Annotated in this window: 19 protein-coding genes; 12 read left to right on the top strand and 7 right to left on the bottom strand. The window is 48.0% G+C overall.

Annotated elements, in window-relative coordinates:
• Positions 1-18: 18 nt before the first annotated feature.
• Complete coding sequence (locus M4D81_RS16365) at positions 19-906, bottom strand: AraC family transcriptional regulator (protein WP_071221830.1); 888 nt, start codon at positions 904-906, stop codon at positions 19-21.
• Between the two features lie 124 nt (positions 907-1,030).
• Between M4D81_RS16365 and M4D81_RS16360 the strand changes: the two genes are divergently transcribed.
• The 12 genes from M4D81_RS16360 (at position 1,031) to M4D81_RS16305 (ending at position 14,818) form a co-directional block, all read left to right on the top strand.
• Positions 1,031-1,813 carry a phytanoyl-CoA dioxygenase family protein gene (locus tag M4D81_RS16360; RefSeq protein WP_260067320.1) on the top strand — a complete coding sequence of 261 codons (783 nt, stop codon included), beginning with the start codon at positions 1,031-1,033 and terminating at the stop codon, positions 1,811-1,813.
• 190 nt (positions 1,814-2,003) lie between these two features.
• On the top strand, positions 2,004-3,767 hold the full coding sequence (locus M4D81_RS16355) for a sensor histidine kinase (protein WP_260067319.1): 1,764 nt from the start codon (positions 2,004-2,006) through the stop codon (positions 3,765-3,767).
• Positions 3,752-5,095, top strand: coding sequence for a response regulator (locus M4D81_RS16350; protein ID WP_260067318.1), 1,344 nt, complete (start codon positions 3,752-3,754; stop codon positions 5,093-5,095). Before M4D81_RS16355 ends, M4D81_RS16350 begins: the two co-directional genes overlap by 16 nt.
• Before the next feature lie 119 nt (positions 5,096-5,214).
• Complete coding sequence (locus M4D81_RS16345) at positions 5,215-6,939, top strand: extracellular solute-binding protein (protein WP_260067317.1); 1,725 nt, start codon at positions 5,215-5,217, stop codon at positions 6,937-6,939.
• An 82-nt stretch (positions 6,940-7,021) separates the two neighbouring features.
• On the top strand, positions 7,022-7,912 hold the full coding sequence (locus M4D81_RS16340; protein WP_260067316.1) for an ABC transporter permease: 891 nt from the start codon (positions 7,022-7,024) through the stop codon (positions 7,910-7,912).
• Between the two features lie 20 nt (positions 7,913-7,932).
• Positions 7,933-8,820 (top strand): carbohydrate ABC transporter permease, encoded by an 888-nt coding sequence (locus M4D81_RS16335; protein ID WP_071221824.1) that lies wholly within the window; start codon positions 7,933-7,935, stop codon positions 8,818-8,820.
• A gap of 26 nt (positions 8,821-8,846) precedes the next feature.
• A complete protein-coding gene (locus M4D81_RS16330; protein WP_260067315.1) occupies positions 8,847-10,133 on the top strand; it encodes a Gfo/Idh/MocA family protein in 1,287 nt (428 codons plus the stop codon).
• A 216-nt stretch (positions 10,134-10,349) separates the two neighbouring features.
• Entirely contained in the window at positions 10,350-10,850 is a 501-nt protein-coding gene (locus M4D81_RS16325) for a hypothetical protein (protein ID WP_260067314.1), read from the top strand.
• A gap of 208 nt (positions 10,851-11,058) precedes the next feature.
• A complete protein-coding gene (locus M4D81_RS16320; protein ID WP_260067313.1) occupies positions 11,059-12,216 on the top strand; it encodes a type III polyketide synthase in 1,158 nt (385 codons plus the stop codon).
• Complete coding sequence (locus tag M4D81_RS16315) at positions 12,203-12,925, top strand: methyltransferase domain-containing protein (protein WP_260067312.1); 723 nt, start codon at positions 12,203-12,205, stop codon at positions 12,923-12,925. Before M4D81_RS16320 ends, M4D81_RS16315 begins: the two co-directional genes overlap by 14 nt.
• A gap of 59 nt (positions 12,926-12,984) precedes the next feature.
• Complete coding sequence (locus M4D81_RS16310; protein ID WP_260067311.1) at positions 12,985-14,133, top strand: NAD(P)/FAD-dependent oxidoreductase; 1,149 nt, start codon at positions 12,985-12,987, stop codon at positions 14,131-14,133.
• A 136-nt stretch (positions 14,134-14,269) separates the two neighbouring features.
• Positions 14,270-14,818 (top strand): DinB family protein, encoded by a 549-nt coding sequence (locus M4D81_RS16305; RefSeq protein WP_260067310.1) that lies wholly within the window; start codon positions 14,270-14,272, stop codon positions 14,816-14,818.
• A gap of 128 nt (positions 14,819-14,946) precedes the next feature.
• Here M4D81_RS16305 and M4D81_RS16300 read toward each other — a convergent pair whose 3' ends face one another.
• The 6 genes from M4D81_RS16300 to M4D81_RS16275 all read right to left on the bottom strand — a co-directional run bounded on the left by M4D81_RS16300 (position 14,947) and on the right by M4D81_RS16275 (position 21,812).
• Positions 14,947-15,408 carry an OsmC family protein gene (locus M4D81_RS16300; protein ID WP_260067309.1) on the bottom strand — a complete coding sequence of 154 codons (462 nt, stop codon included), beginning with the start codon at positions 15,406-15,408 and terminating at the stop codon, positions 14,947-14,949.
• A 245-nt stretch (positions 15,409-15,653) separates the two neighbouring features.
• Positions 15,654-16,049: a large conductance mechanosensitive channel protein MscL gene (gene mscL / locus M4D81_RS16295; RefSeq protein ID WP_071221848.1), complete on the bottom strand. Its 396-nt coding sequence runs from the start codon at positions 16,047-16,049 to the stop codon at positions 15,654-15,656.
• Positions 16,050-16,720: 671 nt separating this feature from the next.
• Complete coding sequence (locus M4D81_RS16290; RefSeq protein ID WP_260067308.1) at positions 16,721-17,404, bottom strand: papain-like cysteine peptidase; 684 nt, start codon at positions 17,402-17,404, stop codon at positions 16,721-16,723.
• A 461-nt stretch (positions 17,405-17,865) separates the two neighbouring features.
• Positions 17,866-18,753, bottom strand: coding sequence for a TetR/AcrR family transcriptional regulator (locus M4D81_RS16285; protein ID WP_260067307.1), 888 nt, complete (start codon positions 18,751-18,753; stop codon positions 17,866-17,868).
• Positions 18,754-18,847: 94 nt separating this feature from the next.
• The gene (locus tag M4D81_RS16280) at positions 18,848-20,299 is read right to left on the bottom strand and encodes an alpha/beta hydrolase family protein (RefSeq protein ID WP_260067306.1); all 1,452 of its coding nucleotides are present in this window, start codon (positions 20,297-20,299) and stop codon (positions 18,848-18,850) included.
• Positions 20,300-20,351: 52 nt separating this feature from the next.
• Positions 20,352-21,812, bottom strand: a complete 1,461-nt coding sequence (locus M4D81_RS16275; RefSeq protein WP_260067305.1) for an MDR family MFS transporter — start codon at positions 21,810-21,812, stop codon at positions 20,352-20,354.
• Between the last annotated feature and the right edge of the window lie 194 nt (positions 21,813-22,006).

Genomic DNA, 22,006 nt, shown 5'->3' with positions numbered 1-22,006 from the left:
GAATGGAAGGCTGCGAGATCATTCTTGTCGATCCGCCTCTAAGGCCCATTTCGCTCGATAAGCGGCAGGGGGGATGCCCTTGAACTTGGTGAACAGCCTTGTGAAGTAATGAACGGATGAGAACCCGGTTCGCTCTGCAATCACCTTGATGGGTTCTTGGGTGTGCTGGAGCATTAACTCGGCTGCCCGGATCCGTTCGGTGCGAACCATTGAGGTAAAGGATTCATGGATGCTCTCCGCAAATAATCGGGATAATTGCCGCTCGGACACATTCAGGTAAGCCGCTACTTCGGGTAGTGACACAGGCCCGCTGAGGTTGTCTCTTATGTACAACTTTGCCTTTTGAATGAGTTGTAATGTGGATGATAGGAGTGGAGCGCTTTCGAAGCTGCCGGAAGCCCCGAGCAAACCAGGAAAGGATTGCAGGAGTACATGTGCCAGCTTGGGCAGAAGCGATGAAGGCAGCGAGTCATCGGATTCCGACCGGATCAGCATGGATTTCCATATTTGGGTGGCGGGTGATTCGCCCGCATGCTCGGTCCAAACAGCACATCGATCAAGCGCTTCCATGTATTTCACCGATACATCGGGAGCTGATGGTTTCTCCATCGCTTCGAACGCAACGAACAACAGATTCAGATCGTGAACGTCTTTAATCTGATGTAACCGACCTGGGCGTGTACAGAAAGCTACCCCCTCATATAAGGGATAAGTCTGATTTTCGTCCGTATATACACCGGTCCCACCGTCCACATAACAAATCTCATAGAATGAATGGCGATGTATGGAATTGGCCGTCAAATGCCGGACGGTCCCCCAGTAATGGACAAGGAATGAGAGGCTTTCACCCTCAAGCCGTCCGGCATAACGATTAAGGCGTTCCTCGCTTTTGCTCCAATGATACAAGGCAGTTTACAGCTCCTTTGGCGTAAATTTGCAAAACGTCGTCATCCCCGTGCAAATACGATTTGGCTTGCCCTTACTATAATTAAACTAGAAATTCCATAAAATATCGAGAGGGTGCATGGTGATGATTGACGAGAAGGATGTGCAATTTTACAAAGAGAATGGGTACCTGCTGGTCCGGGGCGTTTATAATCAACAGGAAGTTGAGGATATGAGAGCGGCAGTTGATGGGATCATCCAGAGGGCGGCACGCGCCAAATCGGATCAAAACCATGCCTGGCAAGGTGACTTCCTGCCGCCTGAGCAGCTTAAGAAGCTGGTCCTGAAAGGTTTTCACGATGTGCACTATCATGATGCCGCGTTCATGCGAGCGGCAATCCATCCCCGAATGACAGAAGTTTTGAACGGAATCATCGGTCCGAATGTGCAGCTGCATCACTCGAAAATGCTGGTGAAGCCTCCTGCTAACGGGGCCGCGTTTCCCATGCATCAAGACTATCCGTATTTCCCACATCGCGATCACACCATGTTAGCAGCCAGCGTTCATCTCGACGATGCCGATATGGAGAACGGCTGCCTATGCGTTGTGCCGGGGTCCCATAAACAGGGCGTTTTGCCGCATATCGGCGCTTACTATTTGAACCACAAGGAGTATCCATTATCTTCGGGAACCCCGTGCCCAGCCAAGGCGGGCGATGTGCTCTTCTTTAATTACCTGACCATTCATGGCTCGGACGTGAACCGGAGCGATCGTACGCGGAGAAACATCCTGTTCCAATATCGTGATGCAGCCGATGTCCCTACAGCGGATGTTCACTTCGATTGGGGAATGGGCCTAATGGTCAGCGGAACCAATCCGGATTTCAACAACGTGAAGCCAAAATATGAAATCATCGGTTCGAAATGACCACATCATAGTGCTGATCCCTTTGCTGAATTCAAAGCAGCTTAAAGCCCCCTGCGGGGCTTTTTTTTATGCCTGAAACTCATGGCTTGTCATGTTCACAACGAACATGTAAAAATATTTCGTTGTAATGTCAGCCAGCCCCCCTATACTAGATGATAATGGGTCGGTTGATACAAAATGGGGGGAACGCATGAAACTTCAAGCTCCAGGCAAAGCATCGAAATGGTTTGTATATCAGAAAATCGTCATCGTTTTTGTTCTATTATTACTTCCTCTCATCTCGATGAATATTTGGTTGAATTATAAGGGGATGTCCGTTACGAAGGAGTCCCTCTTGAACTCCGCGACGGCAGGCGCATCCTTCTATTCCAAACAGCTCGATAAAGAGATGTATTTTATCCGGAATTTACAGCTGCAGCTGTTAAATGACAAGGATCTGCAGAAGCTGAGCTTTCGGGGCAGCATGCTGGAAGACTATGAAGAGGTGGAGCTTATTGATCAGGTCAGGGATCGGCTTGCAACCCTCATGGTCTCCAGTGAGTACATTGTGAGCGCCGGTGTTTACGTAAAAGATATCGGGAAAACGATCTCCACCACAACGGGCGTAACCAACACGCCCAATAAGGAAATGGAACGGATATCTTCCATGATGTCGGTTATGCCCAAGCCTTCTTTTTACCGCAGCGGTGACCGGATTTTTCTGATTGAAACCGAAAACAACGGCGGCATCTGGTCCTACATCGAAATTTCCAGATCCAAGCTGCTGGGGGCTTTAAGCGAAATTGCCAAGCTGTATCCGGAATCCGAAGTATTACTCGGGAGTAAAGAAGGGGGGACCATATTAACGACAGCTTCGCGGGATGATGAGTCATCCGAGATTTTGAGTCATATCCTGGACAATCCCAGCCCGGAACAAAGTGTATCGGGGACGGGGGAGCTGGATGGCGCAGACTATTTTATCATCCAGAATGAAGTTAGCGCGCTGCATCTGTCCCTGGTCATGTATGTGAACCAAAATGAAATCACGCGGCCTTTAAGCCAATTCATTACATGGTTTTATACGTTGTTTATTCTGACGGTGACCGTCATGGTGCTCTATTCGTTCTCGGTTAATCTGATGATCCACAGGCCTCTGTCCAAGCTTGTCAAAGCCTTTCATATGATCGAAACCGATAATTTGAACATCATGATCGATTCCAGAAGCAAAGATGAGTTTCATTACGTATTTAACGGGTTCAACAGGATGGCGCATAAGCTCAAACATTCGATTGAGGAAAACTATGAGCAAAAAATAGCACTGCAGCACTCGCAGCTGAAACAGCTGCAGTCCCAGATCAATCCGCATTTTCTATATAACAGCTTCTTCAATATTTATATGATGTGCAAGGTTGGAGACTCAGACAGCGCAGCGGAGCTCTCGCAAAAGCTCGGAAGCTATTATCAATACATCACGAGAAGCGGCTCCGACGAGGTTCCTTTCTATACGGAATACAAGCATGCGCTCGATTACTGCGAGATTCAAGGCATCCGCTTCTCGAACCGGATAACATATGAGCATAAGGAGACTTCGGACATCCCTCCGTTCATTACCGTTCCGAGACTCATCATACAGCCTATTGTAGAAAATGCGTTTGAGCATGCGTTCGAAGACGGCATGGAGGATGGGAAATTATACATCAGCAGCGATTACCGGGAAGGCCAATTGCGTGTCACGGTGGAGGATAACGGGAAGCTGCTAACGAATGACATGCTGCAGCGTTTGCAGGATAAGCTTGCGATGGATTCGAAGCATATTGAAAAAACAGGCTTGGTCAACGTGAACAACCGGCTTCAGCTTAAATACGGGCCAGGCAGCGGATTATTCATCTCGCGCAGCGCCTATGGCGGCTTAAAGGTGGATCTGATCATTATCATCGATGGGATAGAGGAGGCATCATCATGTATAGACTGTTGATCGTGGACGACGAACCTGTCATCGTTAACGGCTTGGTTCAGCTATTTCAGGAGCATGCACAATTGGAACTGGATGTATGCAAAGCTTACTCCGCCAAGGAAGCGCTGGAAATTGCCATGAAAGTGAAGCTGGACATCCTGGTCAGCGATATACGAATGCCCCATAAGAACGGGCTTCAACTGATTGATGAAATTACATACTATTGGCCGCATTGCCGAATCATTTTCTTGACCGGTTACAGTGAATTTGATTATGTGCATGAAGCACTGCGAAAAAACGTGGATAACTACATCCTGAAAACCGAAGGAATCGATCCGATTTTTCGAGCTGTTCAAGAGGCCTCCTCTAAGCTTGATGAGGAGAATCGTCGCAGAATCCAGGCGGAAAAGGCAAAAGTGCATTTTCAAATCGCCGAGCCTCTGCTGAAACGGGAGCTGATACGAAAGGTATTGAAAGGAGAACCTGTTCAGCGTCTATTGTCCGAGCCTCGCTATGAAGAAGTGGAGTTCCGCATTGATGTAGACCAGCCGGCATTCTTTATCATGGGCAGGATCAGCGGTGCAGCGGAGACGAAAACAAAGGATGTGGCGCAAGCTGTTCAGATGACGTTTATTAACGATTTGCCCTCCTCATTTGCATATGAGCATGCTGTTCTGGATGACGCCTTACAGGTATGGCTGCTTCAGCCGGATGCGGAGCTTCGGAATCGTTTTCGCGGGGACGAGCCGGAGTATGAACTTCATTGGGACAGGTTTATGTCCTATACGAGGGGCATCCTGGAGCTGGTCCAGAATGAATGCGAGGAACTGCTCGGTGTTCTTGTTTCTTTCGGGATATCGGGCAATCTGCTACATAAGTGGGATACCTCGGGGCAGCAGCTTGATGTTATACAATCCATGCTGCAGAGCAGGGCTGCGCTTGGTCAAAATATGGTCATTGTGGACATTGAAAAGGCTAAAGAGCTTGAAGATAACGTGCGAGATTACGACCGGTTCAAGCAGGATGATATGAAATTCGATGTGATTGACCAGATCCATAAATATATTTTGGAGCATTTATCCGGGGACGTCTCCTTGACCGCGATTGCGGAGGAAGTCCATTTTAACCCGTCCTATCTGTCTCGCTACTACAAGCAGCTGACAGGGCACAACCTGCTGGAGTATATCCAGGCGAAGAAGCTGGAGGGGGCGCTCCATCTGATGTTGCATACGAATATGAAATTGCAGGAGATTGCCACTCGGCTCGGATTCGAATCTCCTTCTTATTTCACGACATTTTTCAAGAAAAAGATGGGGGTTTCCCCTCAGGAATACCGAAATACCCAATAAGTAAAAAAAGTGAAAGAGATGTAAAGAACTTAAAATTGATAGCGCTTTCGGGCGGAATCTATAATGAGACGTAAGCAGCAAAGATATGAAGATTACGCCAGATAAAGGGGGAAGCAATCATGAGATGGATCAAGCTAGCGAAGATGATGTTGATTAGCACGATGACGCTTTCGGTAATGGCTGCATGCTCGAATCAGGTAAAAGAATCTGAAGGGACGCCGGCTAAAACCTCTACCGAGGATGCAAAAACCAATACTGCACCTCCTGAACCACTCGGCAAATATCCTGAAACGGTGACGGTCACGCAAGTGCTCGGCTACAATCCGCCGGAGGACCCGCGGACGCCGCAAGGGATTACACCTGAACAGAATGCTTACTTCAAAGATCTTAAAGACATGCTGAACATTGAGGTTCAGTATAAATGGACGGTGCCTTCCAGCCAGTTTGAACAGAAGTTTTCATTAGCCATGGCTTCGGCGGATCTGCCGGATATTATGGAACTGGACCAGAAGAACTTCGAGAAGCTGAAGAAGCAGGGGATGCTTGCCGATCTTACCCAAGCTTACAACGACTTTGCTTCACCAGCACTGAAAAAGTACATGGAGTCTGACGGCGGATTTGCGATGAAGACGTTTACGTCGGAAGGTAAACTGCTCGCAATTCCCGGATTTGAGGATCCTTTCCTGTCTACCCAGCTGCTCTGGATCCGGAAGGACTGGCTCGACAACCTGAATTTGCAGCCGCCGCAAACCATGGATGAGCTGGAACAGGTTGCAAGGGCTTTTGTGCAGCAGGATCCGGACCAAAACGGTAAAAGTGACACGTACGGTATCGCGATGCAGAAGAATCTGTTCTTCTGGGGCTTTGACCTGAGAGGCTTCTTCAATGGATTTGGCGCTTATCCGTCCATCGGGGACAATCAGTCGGCCTGGATTAAGGACGACAGCGGCAAGCTTATACCTGGACTCATTCAGCCGGAAGTAAAGACCGCGCTGGGCAAGCTGCAGTCCTGGTACAAGGAAGGAATTCTGGATAAGGAGTTTGCCTTGAAGGACGAGAACAAGTCCGTTGAAGATATTACCGCAGGCAAGGTCGGCATTTCTTACGGCGAATGGTGGTATCCGAACTGGCCATTGAATCTCAATGTCGATAAAGATCCTAAGGCAGAATGGATTGCCCTTCAAATTCCTGGGCTGGATGGACCTGGGAAGTCCATGGTGCCCAAGATTCGCAGCAACAAGCTCGTGGTCGTGAACAAAAAAATGAAGAATCCGGAAGCTGCTATTAAGATGATCAACTTCTACATCGAGATGGGCAACAAAAAGTACATGGATCAGAATAAAGCGGAAAAAGGATATGTATACAATTGGTTCAACCCACGGATTTATAATCCGGCCCAAATCGATACGATCTATACGGAAGTAAACAAAGCGCTTGACGCGAACCAATCGGAAATCACGCTGGATGACGAGAACTACAAAAATGTGGCCGACGTCTTCAAAGCAACAAAGGATTACCTTGCCGGTAATACCGCAGATGCCTCGAAAGGCGTGAATTGGGGCCAGTATTTCAGTCGGGCGGCGAAAGACGGCGGCTGGGGAATGACGCGTCAAATCAAAGAAAATCAGGCTTATGTAAACAATGAATTCTACGGCCTTCCCACGGCAACGCAAGTGGAGAAGGGATCCCAGCTCGATAAACTGATGCAGGAAACCTTCACCAAGATCGTCATGGGGGCTTCACTGGATGAATTTGATAAATTCGTTCAGAGCTGGAAGTCGCTTGGCGGCGATCAGATCACGCAAGAGGTCAACGATTGGTACGGCCAGCAGAGTGCCAAATAATCTTTGAATGATAGAACGGGAGGATAAGCCTTTATGAAGTTGGCAGATTCCTCCCGTTTTAAATGGACGGGGAGGTTCATCTGTGAGAACGCTAAAAAAAGAATATCTGCTGCATTTGATGTTGCTGCCTGGAGTTATCGTCACGTTAATATATGCTTATGGGCCTATGGCCGGCCTCGTGATGGCTTTTCAACAGTTTGAGCCGCTCGCCGGGTTCTTCCACTCGGAATTTGTTGGCTTTGATAATTTTCGATATGTATTTGAACTGCCCGATTTCAAGCAGGTACTGTGGAACACCATTGTCATTTCCGTATTCAAAATGATTTTGTTTTTACTGGTGCCTCTAATTCTGGCACTGCTTCTCAACGAAGTCACCCGAAGATGGTTCTCGCGGTTTATCCAATCCGCTATCTTCCTGCCATTCTTTCTGTCCTGGACGGTGCTTGGCGGCGTCATCATCGAATTGTTCTCCTTGAATGGTCCGGTAAACGGCTTGCTGGGTGCGCTCGATATGGAACCGATCATGTTTATGCTGGATAACCACTGGTTCCGTGGGATCATTATCGGTTCGGACGTATGGAAAGGGATGGGTTATAACATGATTGTTATGCTCGCAGCCATAACAGGAATCCATGCAACGCTGTATGAAGCTGCAGAAGTAGACGGAGCGGGAAGATGGAAACAGATGATTCATATTACGCTTCCTGGCATGGCACCGATTCTCATCCTGCTGGGTGTATTAAGTCTTGGCGGAATTCTCAATGCCGGTTTCGAACAGATTCTGATTATGTACAACCCGACGGTTTATGAAGGTGCGGATATTATCGATACCTTCGTTTATAGGCTCGGAATGTTCAGTCAGCAATTCGGACCTGCCGCGGCAGTCGGCTTCTTTAAATCCGTCATCTCCCTGGCTCTCGTGGCTGTGACGTACTATGCGGCTTATAAATATAACAATTATCGGATCTTTTAGGCTGGAGTGGAGGTAGGAAAATGCACAAACCAACGATCAGCAGAAGGCTGTTTGTAATCTTGAATACGCTGGTTTTATCCGCAATCACCTTGCTCGGTATCATTCCGTTCATTCATTTGCTCTCGATTTCGTTAAGCTCGAATACAGCGGCGATGGCGGGAGAAGTGAGGCTCTGGCCCGTCGGCTTCAACCTGGATGCTTACCGGTATTTGGGTGAAAAGGTGGAGTTTTTTCGATCGTTTCAGGTTTCGCTTACGCGGGTTGTGTTAGGAACGGCAGTGAATATGTTTTTGGTATTCATAACCGCATACCCCTTATCGAAATCAAATCATCAATTTAAGTTCCGAACGCCGTACGTGTGGTTTTTTGCCATTACGATGTTTTTCGGCGGTGGCTTGATTCCCACGTATATGATCGTAAAGAATACCGGCTTGATTGACTCCGTATGGGCGCTGATTCTTCCTGGGGCGCTCAATGTTTGGAACATGGTCCTAATGCTGAACTTCTTCAGAACGATCCCGAAGGAGCTGGAAGAGGCTGCAACGATTGACGGCGCCGGACACTGGAGAATATTATGGCGTATCTACCTGCCGGTTTCCCTGCCGTCCATTGCAACGATCGGCTTGTTTACCATCGTGGGACACTGGAATGCTTGGTTTGACGGAATTCTATACTTGAATTCACCGGATAAATATCCGCTGCAAACCTATTTGTCCACGCTCATTATGTCAATCAACTCCCAAATGACTTCGATATCGATCGAGCAAATCAAGGCGATGGAGAATTTGAGCGAGAAAACGCTCCGGACTGCCCAAATATTCATGGGAGCGCTGCCGATCATGGTCGTCTATCCGTTCCTGCAGAAGTATTTCGTTAAAGGGATGACGGTTGGCAGCGTTAAAGAATAAGTACTTGCAAAAAGGAGAAGAAACGGATGAATAAGGTTAAGGTTGCCCTCATCGGAGCAGGACTGCGAGGCATCAATTATATGGAATATGCCCTGCTGCATCCCCATGAGCTTGAGGTGGTTGCCGTCGCGGAACCGAATCAGCAGCGGAGGGAACAGTTTAAAGCTAGGCATGGCCTTGAAGATTCGGCGTGCTACGAGAATTGGAATGATTTCTTTGCAGGGCCCAAGCTGGCGGACGCGGTATTGATATGCACCCAGGATAAGCAGCATTTCGAGCCGACGATGCGGGCGCTAGAGGCCGGTTACCATGTGCTGCTGGAAAAGCCGATGTCTCCAGATCCCGAGGAGTGCATCCGGATGGGTGAGATGGCTTCGCAGGCCGGGCTGATTTTTTCCATCTGTCACGTTCTGCGATATACGCCGTTTTTCACAACTTTAAAGGAACTGCTGGAGCGCGAGACCATTGGCCAATTGATGTCGATCCAGCATAACGAGAACGTGGGCTATTGGCATCAGGCGCACAGTTTTGTCCGGGGGAATTGGCGTCGCAAGGAAGATTCCAGCCCTATGATTCTCGCCAAATCCTGTCATGATCTCGACATTTTGCTTTGGCTTGCCGACTCGGATTGCCTTCGTGTATCCTCTTTTGGCTCGTTGAGTCATTTTACGGCTGCGCAAGCACCGGAAGGCGCACCCAAACGCTGTTTGGACGGATGCCCGGTCTCGGACCAGTGTCTCTATTATGCGCCTGATCTGTATTTGACAGAGGATACGAATTGGCCAACGTCGGCGATCAGCGACGATATGAGTTATGATGCCCGATATAAAGCGCTGCTGGAGGGGCCGTACGGCAGGTGCGTATACCATTGCGACAATGATGTGGTGGATCATCAGGTTGTCAATATGGAATTTGCCAACAGTGTGACGGTCGCCTTCACGATGAGCGCGTTTACGCGAGATGTCAGCCGCACGATCAAGCTGATGGGAACCCGCGGGGAAATCCGCGGCGCCATGGAGAAGAATGAAATCGAGATCATTCACTTCGGCAGCGGCAAGATCGAGCGAATATATTTTGAGGATAGAGGCGGGCATGTCGGACACGGCGGCGGTGATATGGGCCTGATCAAGGATTTTCTGAGACTGGTGCAGTCAGGGGGAAGCGATCAAGGGCTGACTTCGGCAAGCCGTTCCGTTCAAAGTCATCTCATGGCGTTTGCGGCTGAGCAGTCGAGAGTGGATGGAAAGGTCATCGATCTGAAGGAGTTTGCGCAGCAGATCAGCCGATCAATGAGTACGAAGTCCGGGAACTAATATGTAGATACTCAAGCCTGGTTGCTGCTGCAATCGGGCTTGTTTTGCATTACAGAAAGGTAAGAGATATATCTGATATATCTGAGCAAGTCGCCGCGCCGAGTGGCTCGCTATGGTAAAATAAACCTAGAAATTTAGCCGAATTTCTTGAACGCTTGCTTTAACCGATAGGAGATGACGATTATACGATATCTAAAAGATGTTCAGGAACCGGGAATGGGGACCTGGTATTTTGAAGTGGATAACGACGGAACGGCTTACAGGCAGATGGTTCATAATGAGGACGGCAGTTGGATCACGTCGAACCGGAAGCATGAATCCCGTCATTTCTTGCTGGCGGAGCATCCACTTGATCCGAAAGAACCCTATTACGAAGAAATCAGTCAAGCTGCATTCGAAGAGCTCTGGCAGAAGCAGCTTCTAGCATGCATGGAGGACTGGCAGCGGATCCAGCGCTTGTTTCCGATCGGTGCACGAGTGGAAGGCTGGATCGAGGTCTTTTTTCCGCAAGGCACATTGATTAACTTGTTGGAACCGCGGGCCGTAGGCTTGACGGACACGTCCGCTCTGGAAGCCGGTACTCCTGCCGAATGGATGTACCCTCGTTTTCGTGTGCTTGCCGAGGTATCCGGTTACGATGAACTAAACCAATGGGTGCTTCTTGCCAATGCTGAGCTTCTGGGAAGTCAGTTGGACGAATCTGAATCCGGTAAGTAATATAACCGAAGGGAGCGTTTCTCTCTCAAAAACCACGTGAATCGTGGTTTTTTTATTTTTCGTATGTTTTTCCATGTGATTTGGTTTGAATTGGATATAATTTGCTATGCTCGGGTTATCCTAATCTCAAGAGTATGTCTTTGAACGAATTCAAAATGCCCAGGGAAGGGTAATCATGTTTAATTCCAAGACTGCAGGAGGTTTGAGCATGAAGCAAACAAACGGTAGATCCGATGTCGCGATTCTCGGGATGGGCACGGCATTGCCGGTGCATTCCGTAGCTCAGTCGGATATTGCAGAATTAATCGCATCCACGCTGCAGGACAGACCCGATCTGGCCCGCTTTGCTCGAAGAGTATTTCGATCCTGCGGTGTCGAAACTCGTTATACATGCGAATCCAACTATCTGGATCCCTTGGAGAAGTCCCGATATTTGCATTCCGATGACCCGTCCGTCATTCCGACAACCGAAGAGCGAATGGATACATACAAGCGGGAGGCCCTCCCGCTTGGCATAGAAGCAGCCGAGAAGGCATTGAAAGATGCCGGCCTGTCACCGGATCGAATTACGCATCTCATTACGGTCAGCTGCACGGGTCAATACCAGCCGGGGATGGATGTGCTGCTGATCCGGAAGCTGGGGCTTTCTCCGCGGGTCAATCGCCTGCCGTTGATATTTCAGGGATGTGCTGCGGGCCTTAAAGCAATTCAAATGGCAAGGGATGTTGTGAGTGGGGCTCCGGGTTCGCAGGTGTTGGTTATGTGCGTGGAGCTTTGCACGCTTCACTTCCAACCGGTTCAGGAGAGGGAAGCATTATTTGCGGCCTCATTCTTTGGCGACGGCGCCTCGTCCTGTGTCATCGGCCATCCGGAAGCGGATCATCAACATTACTTGGAGCTCGGCACGGGATATTCCGTTTTGCTCCCCGATTCAACGGAGGATATGACGTGGGAGGTAGGCAACACGGGCTTTGATCTTTTCCTGTCGCCGCGCATTCCCAAACTGCTCGGTACTCATCTGGAGGATGAACTCCGTGTCCTGCTGGGAGGCGACAAACTTCCGGAATTATGGGCGATCCATCCGGGCGGCCGGGGCATCGTGGATTCTGTGCAGGAAGTCATGCGCCTAACCGACGAGCAAACCAAATACAGCCGGGAGATTCTAAGAACCGCAGGGAATCTCTCCTCCGTGACGATTATGTTCGTGCTGAACGCGATGCGCCAAGAGATGAAAGAACGGAATGAGGCTTCCACCGAAGGAGTAGCCATGGCTTTCGGACCTGGCTTGACGGCGGAACTTATGCGTTTTACCTATGTGAAAGCCTATGCGGCATCGGTTAAGGAGCAGGACCATGTCCTTCTTTAGAACGCTGTCCATCCGGGCGCAGGAAGATGAGCTTATGGATGACTTTTCCATGGGAGGGGAAGAGTTGATCGAAGCGCTGAAGCACTTAAGGCGGCTGAATCGGATCTTCGCGGCGCCTGGTCCTACCTTAGACGGCGTAGAGAAGCTTTGGAAATCGATGGGCAGCCCGATTACACTTAGCATCATGGACGTAGGGGCAGGTTCAGGCGATGTAAACCAGAAGCTGCTGCAATGGTCGGATCAAAGGGACATCAAGCTGAATATCACCTTGGTCGATATGACAGAAGAAGCCTGCGATGAGGCTAAGCGATTGTTTACGAACGAACCGAGGATTCAAGTTCGGCGTGCCGATGTTAGAGATTTACCCGATGCATCGGCTGATATCGTGACAGGTTCCCAGTTCCTCCATCATTTCCAGGGCGAGCAGCTGGTGGAGATGGTGACGCATATGCTGAGAGCTTCTATTTACGGGGTCGTGATCAATGATATTCATCGGCATCCGGTACCCTACACGGCAGTCTGGCTTACGACGCGCATCATTTCCCGCAATCGTTATATTCGCCATGATGGTCCGTTATCGGTTGCGAAGGGATTTAAAGGGAAGGATTGGAGAGAGTTGAAAATGCAGCTCAATCACGACACCATGACCTATAAATGGAAGTCGCTGTTCCGTTATTCCGTTGTTATCCCGAAACAGGGGACTCGCTAGTCCTCTACACGTTACCAAATGAATGTTCTTCATGCAAGCTATGAGGCAGGTGTTCATATATGTCAGAGCAAGCGGATGTCATCGTCATTGGAGCGGGAGTAGCCGGCACAAGCTGTGCACTACAGCTTGCTAAACAAGGACATCGTACGATATTGCTGGACCGGCAATCCTTTCCGCGCCATAAAACCTGTGGCGAATTCATGTCCCCAGAGACCAAAGAGATGCTGGATTATCTAGGGGTCCAATTACGTGGAACGGTTGAGCCTAGTTCCATGGATCACGCCAAAATCGTAATGCCGCACGGCGGTGAGATTAACGCTCCGTTACCGGGGCAAGCAACCGGGATCAGCCGCTATGAACTGGATCGCCTGCTGCATGAGCATGCAGTGACCGCGGGCGCGGACATTGTCACGGGAACAACCGTAACCAACATTCAGAAGCTGGATAATCATCGGTATGAAGTCGATGCAAGGCTAGGGAATGAGATCGTTCGATATGAGGCAAGGGCCGTTATTGGTGCGTACGGTACAAAAAGGCCACGCGGCGTTGCCTCTGCCCAGGCGTATCGGGATGATACCGTGTATGTTGGTGTAAAATCGCATTATAGCGGCATTACGATCCCTGCTCAAGTTGAGCTGTATTTTTGCGAGGGGGGTTATGTCGGAATTTCGCCGATTGAAAATGGGATGGTCAATGTAGCCGCGTTGCTGACCTTGAAATCAGTGCAGGGCAGCGGCAAATCGGTGCCAGAAATTCTACGGGCCGCTTCACGTACGAACAGAAGGTTAGCCGAACGAATGGCTGAAGGGGAGCCTGTTACGGGAACCCAGGTATCGATTGCCCCGCTTCATTTATCCAATACGCCACATCCATGGTCGGAATATCCGCATATCGGCGATGCGATGTTGATGCTTCCGCCGCTGTGCGGGGACGGGATGTCGGTTGCTCTGCGATCATCATGGCTATGCTCCGGCTGGACACACAAATATTTACATGGAGAATTAACCTTCGAACAATGGCGAGAGCAATATACGCTTGAAGCTAATCGTACGTTTAAGGAGCTTCTCAGAAGGGCAAGGAGAATTCAGAACCTGGCTTTTGCCAAAACCAACCGCTTCTATCCAGGCATCGCCCGGATGATTCCAGGATTGGCGTCCTATATCATAAAAGCTACCCGGTTATCCGAATCGGGCATAGGTACCAGATAATAGCCGCATGATTGCGGCTTTTTTGTATTGTCATTCTATGGATATAAGTTGACTGATAGCAAACAATTATTTATTATGTTTATAAAATAACAGTCATACATATAAAACGTTTATTATATTGGAATGGAGGGGCGTTATGCAGGATGGAAAGTATTCGCCTAATCCGACCGGGGTTATTCGAAGTACTCTTGATTTCCAGTTCCAAATCGCTTGGCAGATGCTCGACTTGCATCTTACGGGGCTTCACGATGAGGAGTTCCATTGGCGACCTGCTGCGAAGGGGCTCCATGTTTACCGTGAATCTGGAATCTGGCTGGCGGAATGGCCTGAATCCGAGGAGTATGGAATTGGCCCGCCGAGTATTTCTTGGCTGACATGGCATATCACATACTGGTGGTCTATGGTACTGAATCATTCGTTCGGCAGCGGGACATTGGTCCGTGAAGACATCCATTCTCTGGGTAACATCCAAGAGACCAGAGATCAAATACATGAAATGAGCTGCGAGTGGAAACGTGAAATGTCGGCTTTGACAGACGCTGCGTTCCTTTCTACGGAGCGGACTTTGTGGCCTTTCACGGATAAGCCTTTTCATGAATTGGCGGCCTGGCTAAATCTAGAACTGATGAAAAATGCGGCCGAGATCGGTTATTGCCGTTTCCTATATGCTGTTCACAAGCAATAATACATGTATCCATGGGGCCATAGCATGATCTTTACCTGGGTATCCCTAAGAGGGATTCGAAATACGATGTAAAATGAAGGGCTGCTAAGTTGCTTTGTGCAACCGGGCAGCACTTATATGTAGATTAATTAAGAATCGGTCACTCCGTTATTGATGACGATGCGGTCCAGTTTCAAATTTACCGGCGCCGCTATCGTATCGCCTACAGGGCACTTACGCTCCAGGAATTCAACGAATTGTTCAACCTTATCGGCGGACGAAGGGGTTTTGATGTAGAAGGTGTATCGAATATCAGAGTACCCTGGGCGTACGTCAGAGCGGTTAAAGAATCCGTCCAGGTCAAGATCTCCTTCTACGTCAACCCTGAAATCTTCAAGGATCACATCGAATTTTGGCGCATATACACGGGCCACGATCGATTGGCATGCCCCAAGGGAGGCAAGCAGAGCTTCAACGGGGTTCATTCCGGTATCCGTACCTCCAAGGCTTTTCGGCTCATCGATGACTAACTCGAACTGCCTTACATTAGCAACAACTTTTACCCCTTCTTGCAAATGGGCTGTTGCTTTGAACGTTTGGACACTTGGCATATAGTACCATCTCCCTTTGTCTGGACAGCCCCATTAAGCGTAAGTGGACTGTACTATATTCAAATACATATTATTTAACTTGGATTAGTAAGGATTATAATTCTATTTAACATGATCTGTCAATATAGTATGAAGAGACCAATATGCCGTTCGTGTGTATTCCTATGGGTGAGACATGGAAGAAGGTAAAAAAAGAGCGTGTGCTCTCATAACGAAAACACACGCACTAGATCAGTTCCATATTATTATTCGGAAGCCTTATTTTGTTGTTTCAGCAAATCGCGAATTTCAGTCAACAATAGTTCTTCCTTCGATGGAGCCGGCGGCTCTTCCGCCTTCGTTTCTTCCTTGCGTTTGAAGCGGTTAAGTGTACGGATGAACATAAAGATCGAGAAGGAGACGATCAGGAAATCTACGACCGTCTGTAGAAAAACTCCATAAGTAAGCGTTGCATCTCCGATTGTCGCATCTAGTCCTGATAAATTGACTCCGCCAAGGAGCAAGCCAATTACCGGCATAATGATATCGCTCACCAAGGAGGATACGATTTTGCCGAATGCAGCACCAATGATAACCCCAATGGCTAAATCGAGCACGTTACCCTTAAGCGCAAAGGTTTTAAACTCTTTTAATAAATTCATAATACGTCACCTGCTTTTCAATTCAAAATGTAGGGCGGCATTTCATCTACCACTCGAAATATCCTATCAGCAACTAGTGAAATGCGCAAGATCGTTAAGCCGTATCATTTTACGGAAAATGCCAACATCGAGCTTTGCGCAGAAGAGGTTATATCCATGAATACTTTTTCGCAGCTATCAATTCTGGACGAACAGCGACATTGCAGATGAACTTGCTAAAGGCATTGCACCACACTGACTCTATTATTGAAAGTGGGGAAAAGTTCATTCAAAGCGTTAGGTAGGATGATTTTTTGCTCAATCGTACGCTTTCTTTGAAGAGAGCCTACTAGACATTAAGAGATTGAAGTTTTTTAGTTCATAGAAAAGATCGCACCAATATTGATGCGGTCTTTTCTGTGAACTATTAAGATTGGATGGAGGGGGGCTAAAAAATAAACTAGAACACGTACACCTTCTCGTATGTTACCTTTAGCATTCTCATTTGATCCGCCCGTATTTTAATCAGCTCAATTGTCACAGTGTAACAACAAAATAACAATCATTTCGCGTTCAATAGCTATTTTTCTGTCATTACACTACAGCCGTAATATCAAAAAAAGCTGTCCGCTTATTAGCGGCAGCTTTTTTACGTTTTGTTGTCATATCCAACAGATGCTCTTACAGTTTACTTAGTCCTTCCAGTAGCCTGTCAAATAAAGCCCTTCCATCGCGTGATTCCAAATGGATTCATCATTAGGACGGTCGATGGGAACCTGGAGGGTGCAAACGCCGTCGATCCCCCAATCCAATTCTTGCACATCTTGAATATCATGCATGGTTCGAAGAAAAAGTATATTACACGTACCGGCTACGAACGAGGATAAGACGACATGAAGCAGAGCAGCCTCCGGGGCATTCACTTCCCCCCACCTGATAAATAAAACGGATCGGCTGTTGTTGAGAACTTCATAGAATCTGTGAATGCGAAGATTTATCTTCTCTTTATAAGAAGCATACGATTGCGTCCAATCTTGATTGGGCCAAATCGGGAAGTCATGTACGGAGATCATATCATATTGCGTATCCAGTATGAAATGAGCATCATGGTACGGTCTTCCTCCAGCAGGCGTGGCGATTCCATCCTCCAAAAGAGCGGAAGTGCCTTCAATCTTCCGCATATGCTCAAGTTCCATAAATCCGATGAAGCGGTTGCTCAATAACCGGGTTACATCTGAAATGGAGTTCGTGATCATCCAATCAAGCGGGAAAGAAAAACGTCTTAGTTGACGCTGCCGCAAATTGATCGATGGCCCGCACCAGCTGCCCAAGCTGATGATCACATCATAGGCGCCTTTCACATCTACCAGCTTCACATTTGTCACCACTCTCTCATATACGTCTATGATTATCGTATTCAGCCTCTTTTCGGGACGTATGGACATCTATAGGTAGGGAACTGTTTGTTTTGATCGGAGTGTCTTACAAAAATGTAAGCTTGTAGAAAGGTTAATCGATAAGTGAATCTTTCATTATGGTTTAGACTGGGGGTAATGAACATATAAGAAGGTGATATATGATGAGAAATGTGATGATCATTTTATTTGCAATTACAAGCATTATGCTGATGGGGACGTGCAGGGAACTGGAGTTAGAACAAGCAGAATGCGGGGAGATGCATTGAATTGGGGATCAAGCGAAGGTCGAATACATGTAACATCATACGTACCTAAAGAAAAGAAGCCGCAAAGCATGCAGCTTCTTTTCTTTGAATGATTCCACGGACAGATTCCAATGTGAAGAGACAGAGAGGGCTAGGGCTTCCTTGGTTATCCTCTCAATTACTTTCTAGAATCAACTGCTGTAGTTGATTGGTGTAGAAAGTCAGCTCATTCTCCGAAGACAGATCCTTAAGCAGCGCTTGGATTAGAAAGGAACGTGGACGTTCAGCGGTGAACTCTTCCCGCAGCATCGCGGATACCTCAGACAAGTCTTTTTTTCTGGAGTTCGTGATGGACATATCCGGGATAATCGACTCAATCGTATCCATCAACGCTGTTCTTCGTATTTCTTGCGTATGAGTAAGTGCCTCTAAATCAACCATCGAATATTCCTTCATGAGTTCATCGGTGAGCAGGGGACGGGGAGCACGTTGTCCCAATCCCAGCATGAGATCATCCATTCGCTCAGCAATGAAAACAGCCAATTCCTTCTGAATGAGTGGTTTGAATCCAAACAAAACATGAAAGGTATACTCGCGGATCAATCCGTTAAAGACGGCTGTAGCATCCCATTTCCATTCCGCTATCGAATCCCCGTAATGACGGAGCAAAATATCCTGGTAATAACGAAACATATTCAATTGAAGCTGATGGATGACGGTACCGATCTTGTCACTGTTCGCCGGCGGGAGTTCGTTATGATCACGCGATATGTAATATCCATGCTCGATGAAAAAATCGAACTGATAAGCGATCTCCTCAAGAAATGTTTCCCTGCGGGATAAACCTTTTTTGCGGATCTGTTCTACGGCATCAATCATATCCTGCTGTCGTTTCTCCAGAATACGGATGTATAGCTCTTCTTTGGAACCATAGTATTTATAGATTGAGCCTTTAGCGATGCTGCAATCATCCGCGATATCTTGAATCGAAGTCGCTTGATATCCTTTTTCGGCAAAGGAACGAATAGCCGATTGCAATATTTTTTCTTTTAACAAACTCATAGCGCGGCCCCCTTAACGATGCACAAACAAACCGGATTCGATTACTATCATATCGTTTTTTGCGGAGCTAATCCACAGGCACAAGAAAGGTGCCTCAATCTTGAACGAGCTCGATATCCGGATATTTCTTCGCTAGTTCATCCATGGCGTTATGCCGTATTCCCTTGAGATGCTGGTCAAAGAAAGCAACGCTTACCTCGTTTATGATGCGATGAACCGCTTCTGGATCCTCTCCCGGGTTAGGCAGCAGCGGAGAGAACAGATGAAAATCCGTATAACTCATATGGGAAGTATGTGGAATCGTCATCGCGTATCCGCCTCCCTGCAGAGCATTCATGCGACGCTTTACCGTTTCCTCCCAAAAATCTTCGTAATACTCCCTTGTATGGCCGCTTTGCACGATAGCTTGATCCAGCGAGTTATCGAATTTCGACTTGTCGATACTCTTCTCACCATTCATCTGTAGATATGGCTTATTAAGTCCCGCGCTCGGCATGGGTTCTCCATATAAGGTCCCATCCATATTGATCGCAGCCTTGATACGAGAATCCTTCAGCAGCATCTGGGCTGCAGTCGCACCGCCGTAAGAATGCCCGAACATGCCGATTCGTTCCAGATCAAGACGGCCGGTAAAACGGTCCTGTTCATCCTGTCTATTCAATTGTTCCAGCCGATTCAAAATAAAGGATACATCCTGAGTCCATAATGTCATATGCTCGTCAAGCGCTTCAAAACCTGAAAGCTGGTGCTTGTTGATCAAAACCTCCCGGCCGTCCGGGTATACGGTTGCAGCCGCATCATAGGCATGGTCGATTCCAACCACGATATATCCATGGCTGGCCAGCTCTTCGATCTGGAAGGTATTCTGGTTGCGGAAACCCGTCATGCCATGTGAAAAGATCAAGATCGGATATTCCTGCTCCATGGAGGACAGCGGGGCATTGCTGTAGGCATGGGTCTCCACGAGACCCAGATGGCTTAACGTCCAGGCTGGGAAGGACAAGGCCTGTTCGAGACCTTGTGTAATCGCTGCTACATTGCGGATATAGGGTGCGGCTTCTTCCCCCGTTTCGGGCTCGGAAGGATACCAGAACTGTACCATCAGCTCACGGTGATCCGTCGGATCGACAGAGTACTCATCGGGCCGGTCATTGTCAATAAAATGGTATACCGCAGTTCCCACAGGATAAGGTCCCTGAGGTTGATGAAATGCGAATACAGGGAGCAGGAGAGGGAGTGCGATCATGACTGATGCGTATAGGAACAATACCGTGGTCCATAACCAGGCTAACCAACTTCTCCTGCTATTACTGCGTGGTTTCTTTTCGGGTTTTCTAAAAATGATGCAAACCGTCAGGATAACGGAAGCCGCGTAACAAGGAATCATTTGCCACCGGCAATCCTCAACGATGATCTGCACAACCGTAACGATATATAGCGCGATTAACGAGTAAATCAGCCGGCTTTTCTTCGATTTTGGTCCCCAAATCGTAGCTGTAGCCAGAGCGATAATGAATAGTATGATAACCAATTCTCCGAATCTCAAGTAAGCTCCTCCTATGTGTAACGGTTATTGTGGTTTATTCGATGTCTGCTGTTCAATGGAACGAAGATTCATCGGTTATTTGTTTGGGTTTTCTAAGAAACAAGCTGAGAACCAGTCCTACACAAGCAATGCAGGCAGCCAGGAAAAAGGTGTCCGCAAAGGATGCAGCATGGGAATCCATAGGGTTGGCTCCAACAGGGTTACTCGGCAGGCTTGATGTCATCCGGGAAGATAAATATCCCGTGAAGCCGGCTACGGCAAACGAAGCGATGACCTGCTGTGATGCACTTGTGAGCGGAGTAACCCGGCTTACAAGGTGCTTAGGGGTTGCATTTAATACATGCGTATTCAGGGACATCATCGATAACCCCATGCCGGAGCCCATGAAGAACAATACGATCATGATGATTAGTAAAGGGGTATCGGTTCGAACAAAGGACATCGTGAACAACGCAGCCGTCATCAGCGTCATTCCGGCCACAAGCGGGGGACGTGCGCCCACCTTATCAAAAAGCTTTCCTGCCAGAGGCATAAAGATCATGGAACCGACTGCCTGCGGCAGCAGGATGAGCCCGGTCGTCAGCGGAGTGAAACCTCTAATCTGCTGAAGAAGCAGCGGGAATAGTAGCACGGAGCCGAACATCGCTGCCTGCATGATCCAGGAGATGATGATACCACGTGTAAAATCAGCCGATCTGAACGCACGCAGCTCAAGCAGCGGTTGTTTATGCCGTAAACAGGACCATATGAAAAGAACAAGTGCTAACCCACCGATGATAAGACCTGATAAAGTCTTGGTGGAAGTCCAGCTTACCCCTCCCTCACTGACTCCATAAGTAATCATGGCAAAAGCTATGGGCCCAAGTATCATGCCAACAATGTCCAGAGACGGAGCGTCCTTTCCTGGAAAGGAAGGCAGATGTTTGATGCCCACGAATAATCCAATCATGCCAATGGGGAGATTGATCAGAAAAATCCAATGCCAGCTGACAAACTCAATCAACCATCCGGATAATACGGGACCGAGCGCTGGGGCAAGCAGCAGTGGAATTCCAAACATTCCTATAATGGAACCTCTTTTATCCGGAGGTGCCAAACGGTACACCATGGCCATTCCGATCGGCGATACCATGCCGCCACCCATGCCCTGAATAACCCGGAAGGCGATGAGCTGCTCGGCTGTCTGGGCAAAAGCACATAACACGGATCCTATTGTAAACAATCCGATCGATATGAGAAACACCCGTTTGGGCTGAAATTTATCCGACAGCCATCCCGCTAGAGGGATGACCGCGGACAATGCAAGCGTGTATGCGGCGATCGACCATTGAATGGTATGCAGGGGGCTATCAAAATATTGAACTAGCGTAGGTACGGCGACATTGACGACCGTGCTGTCCAACAGGACCATGAAGGTGCCGATGATGACGGCAAGTAATGGCGCAAGGATGTCTTTAATTGCAAAAGCTCTTTCTTCTGAGGTGTTACGGATAATTGCAGATGGATCTGACATGATGGTGAACCTACTTTCTTTTAAAAATTTCGAGATTTGTACTATATAGTTTTTTAAAAAACTATTAAGTCATTTATAATAGTAACGATGAACGTAATTTGTGTCAAACGGGCATCCATCAAGTTTTTTATCGAAAAATATAACATTTCGGTATACTCGTCCATCTAATCTTATAGAGGGCCCTCAAGAAGGAG

Source organism: Paenibacillus sp. p3-SID867, from assembly GCF_025142895.1.
Lineage (GTDB): Bacteria > Bacillota > Bacilli > Paenibacillales > Paenibacillaceae > Paenibacillus_AQ.
The sequence above is the reverse complement of the archived record's forward strand: the minus strand, read 5'-3'. Positions and strand labels throughout refer to the sequence as shown.

Excerpts from the sequence above, each read along its gene's own strand:
- M4D81_RS16325 (WP_260067314.1), top strand. The coding sequence starts at position 10,350 with ATGGGGACCTGGTATTTTGAAGTGGATAACGACGGAACGGCTTACAGG.
- M4D81_RS16275 (WP_260067305.1), bottom strand. The coding sequence starts at position 21,812 with ATGTCAGATCCATCTGCAATTATCCGTAACACCTCAGAAGAAAGAGCT.
- M4D81_RS16310 (WP_260067311.1), top strand. The coding sequence starts at position 12,985 with ATGTCAGAGCAAGCGGATGTCATCGTCATTGGAGCGGGAGTAGCCGGC.
- M4D81_RS16335 (WP_071221824.1), top strand. The coding sequence starts at position 7,933 with ATGCACAAACCAACGATCAGCAGAAGGCTGTTTGTAATCTTGAATACG.
- M4D81_RS16315 (WP_260067312.1), top strand. The coding sequence starts at position 12,203 with ATGTCCTTCTTTAGAACGCTGTCCATCCGGGCGCAGGAAGATGAGCTT.
- M4D81_RS16355 (WP_260067319.1), top strand. The coding sequence starts at position 2,004 with ATGAAACTTCAAGCTCCAGGCAAAGCATCGAAATGGTTTGTATATCAG.
- M4D81_RS16345 (WP_260067317.1), top strand. The coding sequence starts at position 5,215 with ATGAGATGGATCAAGCTAGCGAAGATGATGTTGATTAGCACGATGACG.
- M4D81_RS16350 (WP_260067318.1), top strand. The coding sequence starts at position 3,752 with ATGTATAGACTGTTGATCGTGGACGACGAACCTGTCATCGTTAACGGC.
- M4D81_RS16320 (WP_260067313.1), top strand. The coding sequence starts at position 11,059 with ATGAAGCAAACAAACGGTAGATCCGATGTCGCGATTCTCGGGATGGGC.
- M4D81_RS16360 (WP_260067320.1), top strand. The coding sequence starts at position 1,031 with ATGATTGACGAGAAGGATGTGCAATTTTACAAAGAGAATGGGTACCTG.
- M4D81_RS16330 (WP_260067315.1), top strand. The coding sequence starts at position 8,847 with ATGAATAAGGTTAAGGTTGCCCTCATCGGAGCAGGACTGCGAGGCATC.
- M4D81_RS16305 (WP_260067310.1), top strand. The coding sequence starts at position 14,270 with ATGCAGGATGGAAAGTATTCGCCTAATCCGACCGGGGTTATTCGAAGT.
- M4D81_RS16300 (WP_260067309.1), bottom strand. The coding sequence starts at position 15,408 with ATGCCAAGTGTCCAAACGTTCAAAGCAACAGCCCATTTGCAAGAAGGG.
- mscL (WP_071221848.1), bottom strand. The coding sequence starts at position 16,049 with ATGAATTTATTAAAAGAGTTTAAAACCTTTGCGCTTAAGGGTAACGTG.
- M4D81_RS16285 (WP_260067307.1), bottom strand. The coding sequence starts at position 18,753 with ATGAGTTTGTTAAAAGAAAAAATATTGCAATCGGCTATTCGTTCCTTT.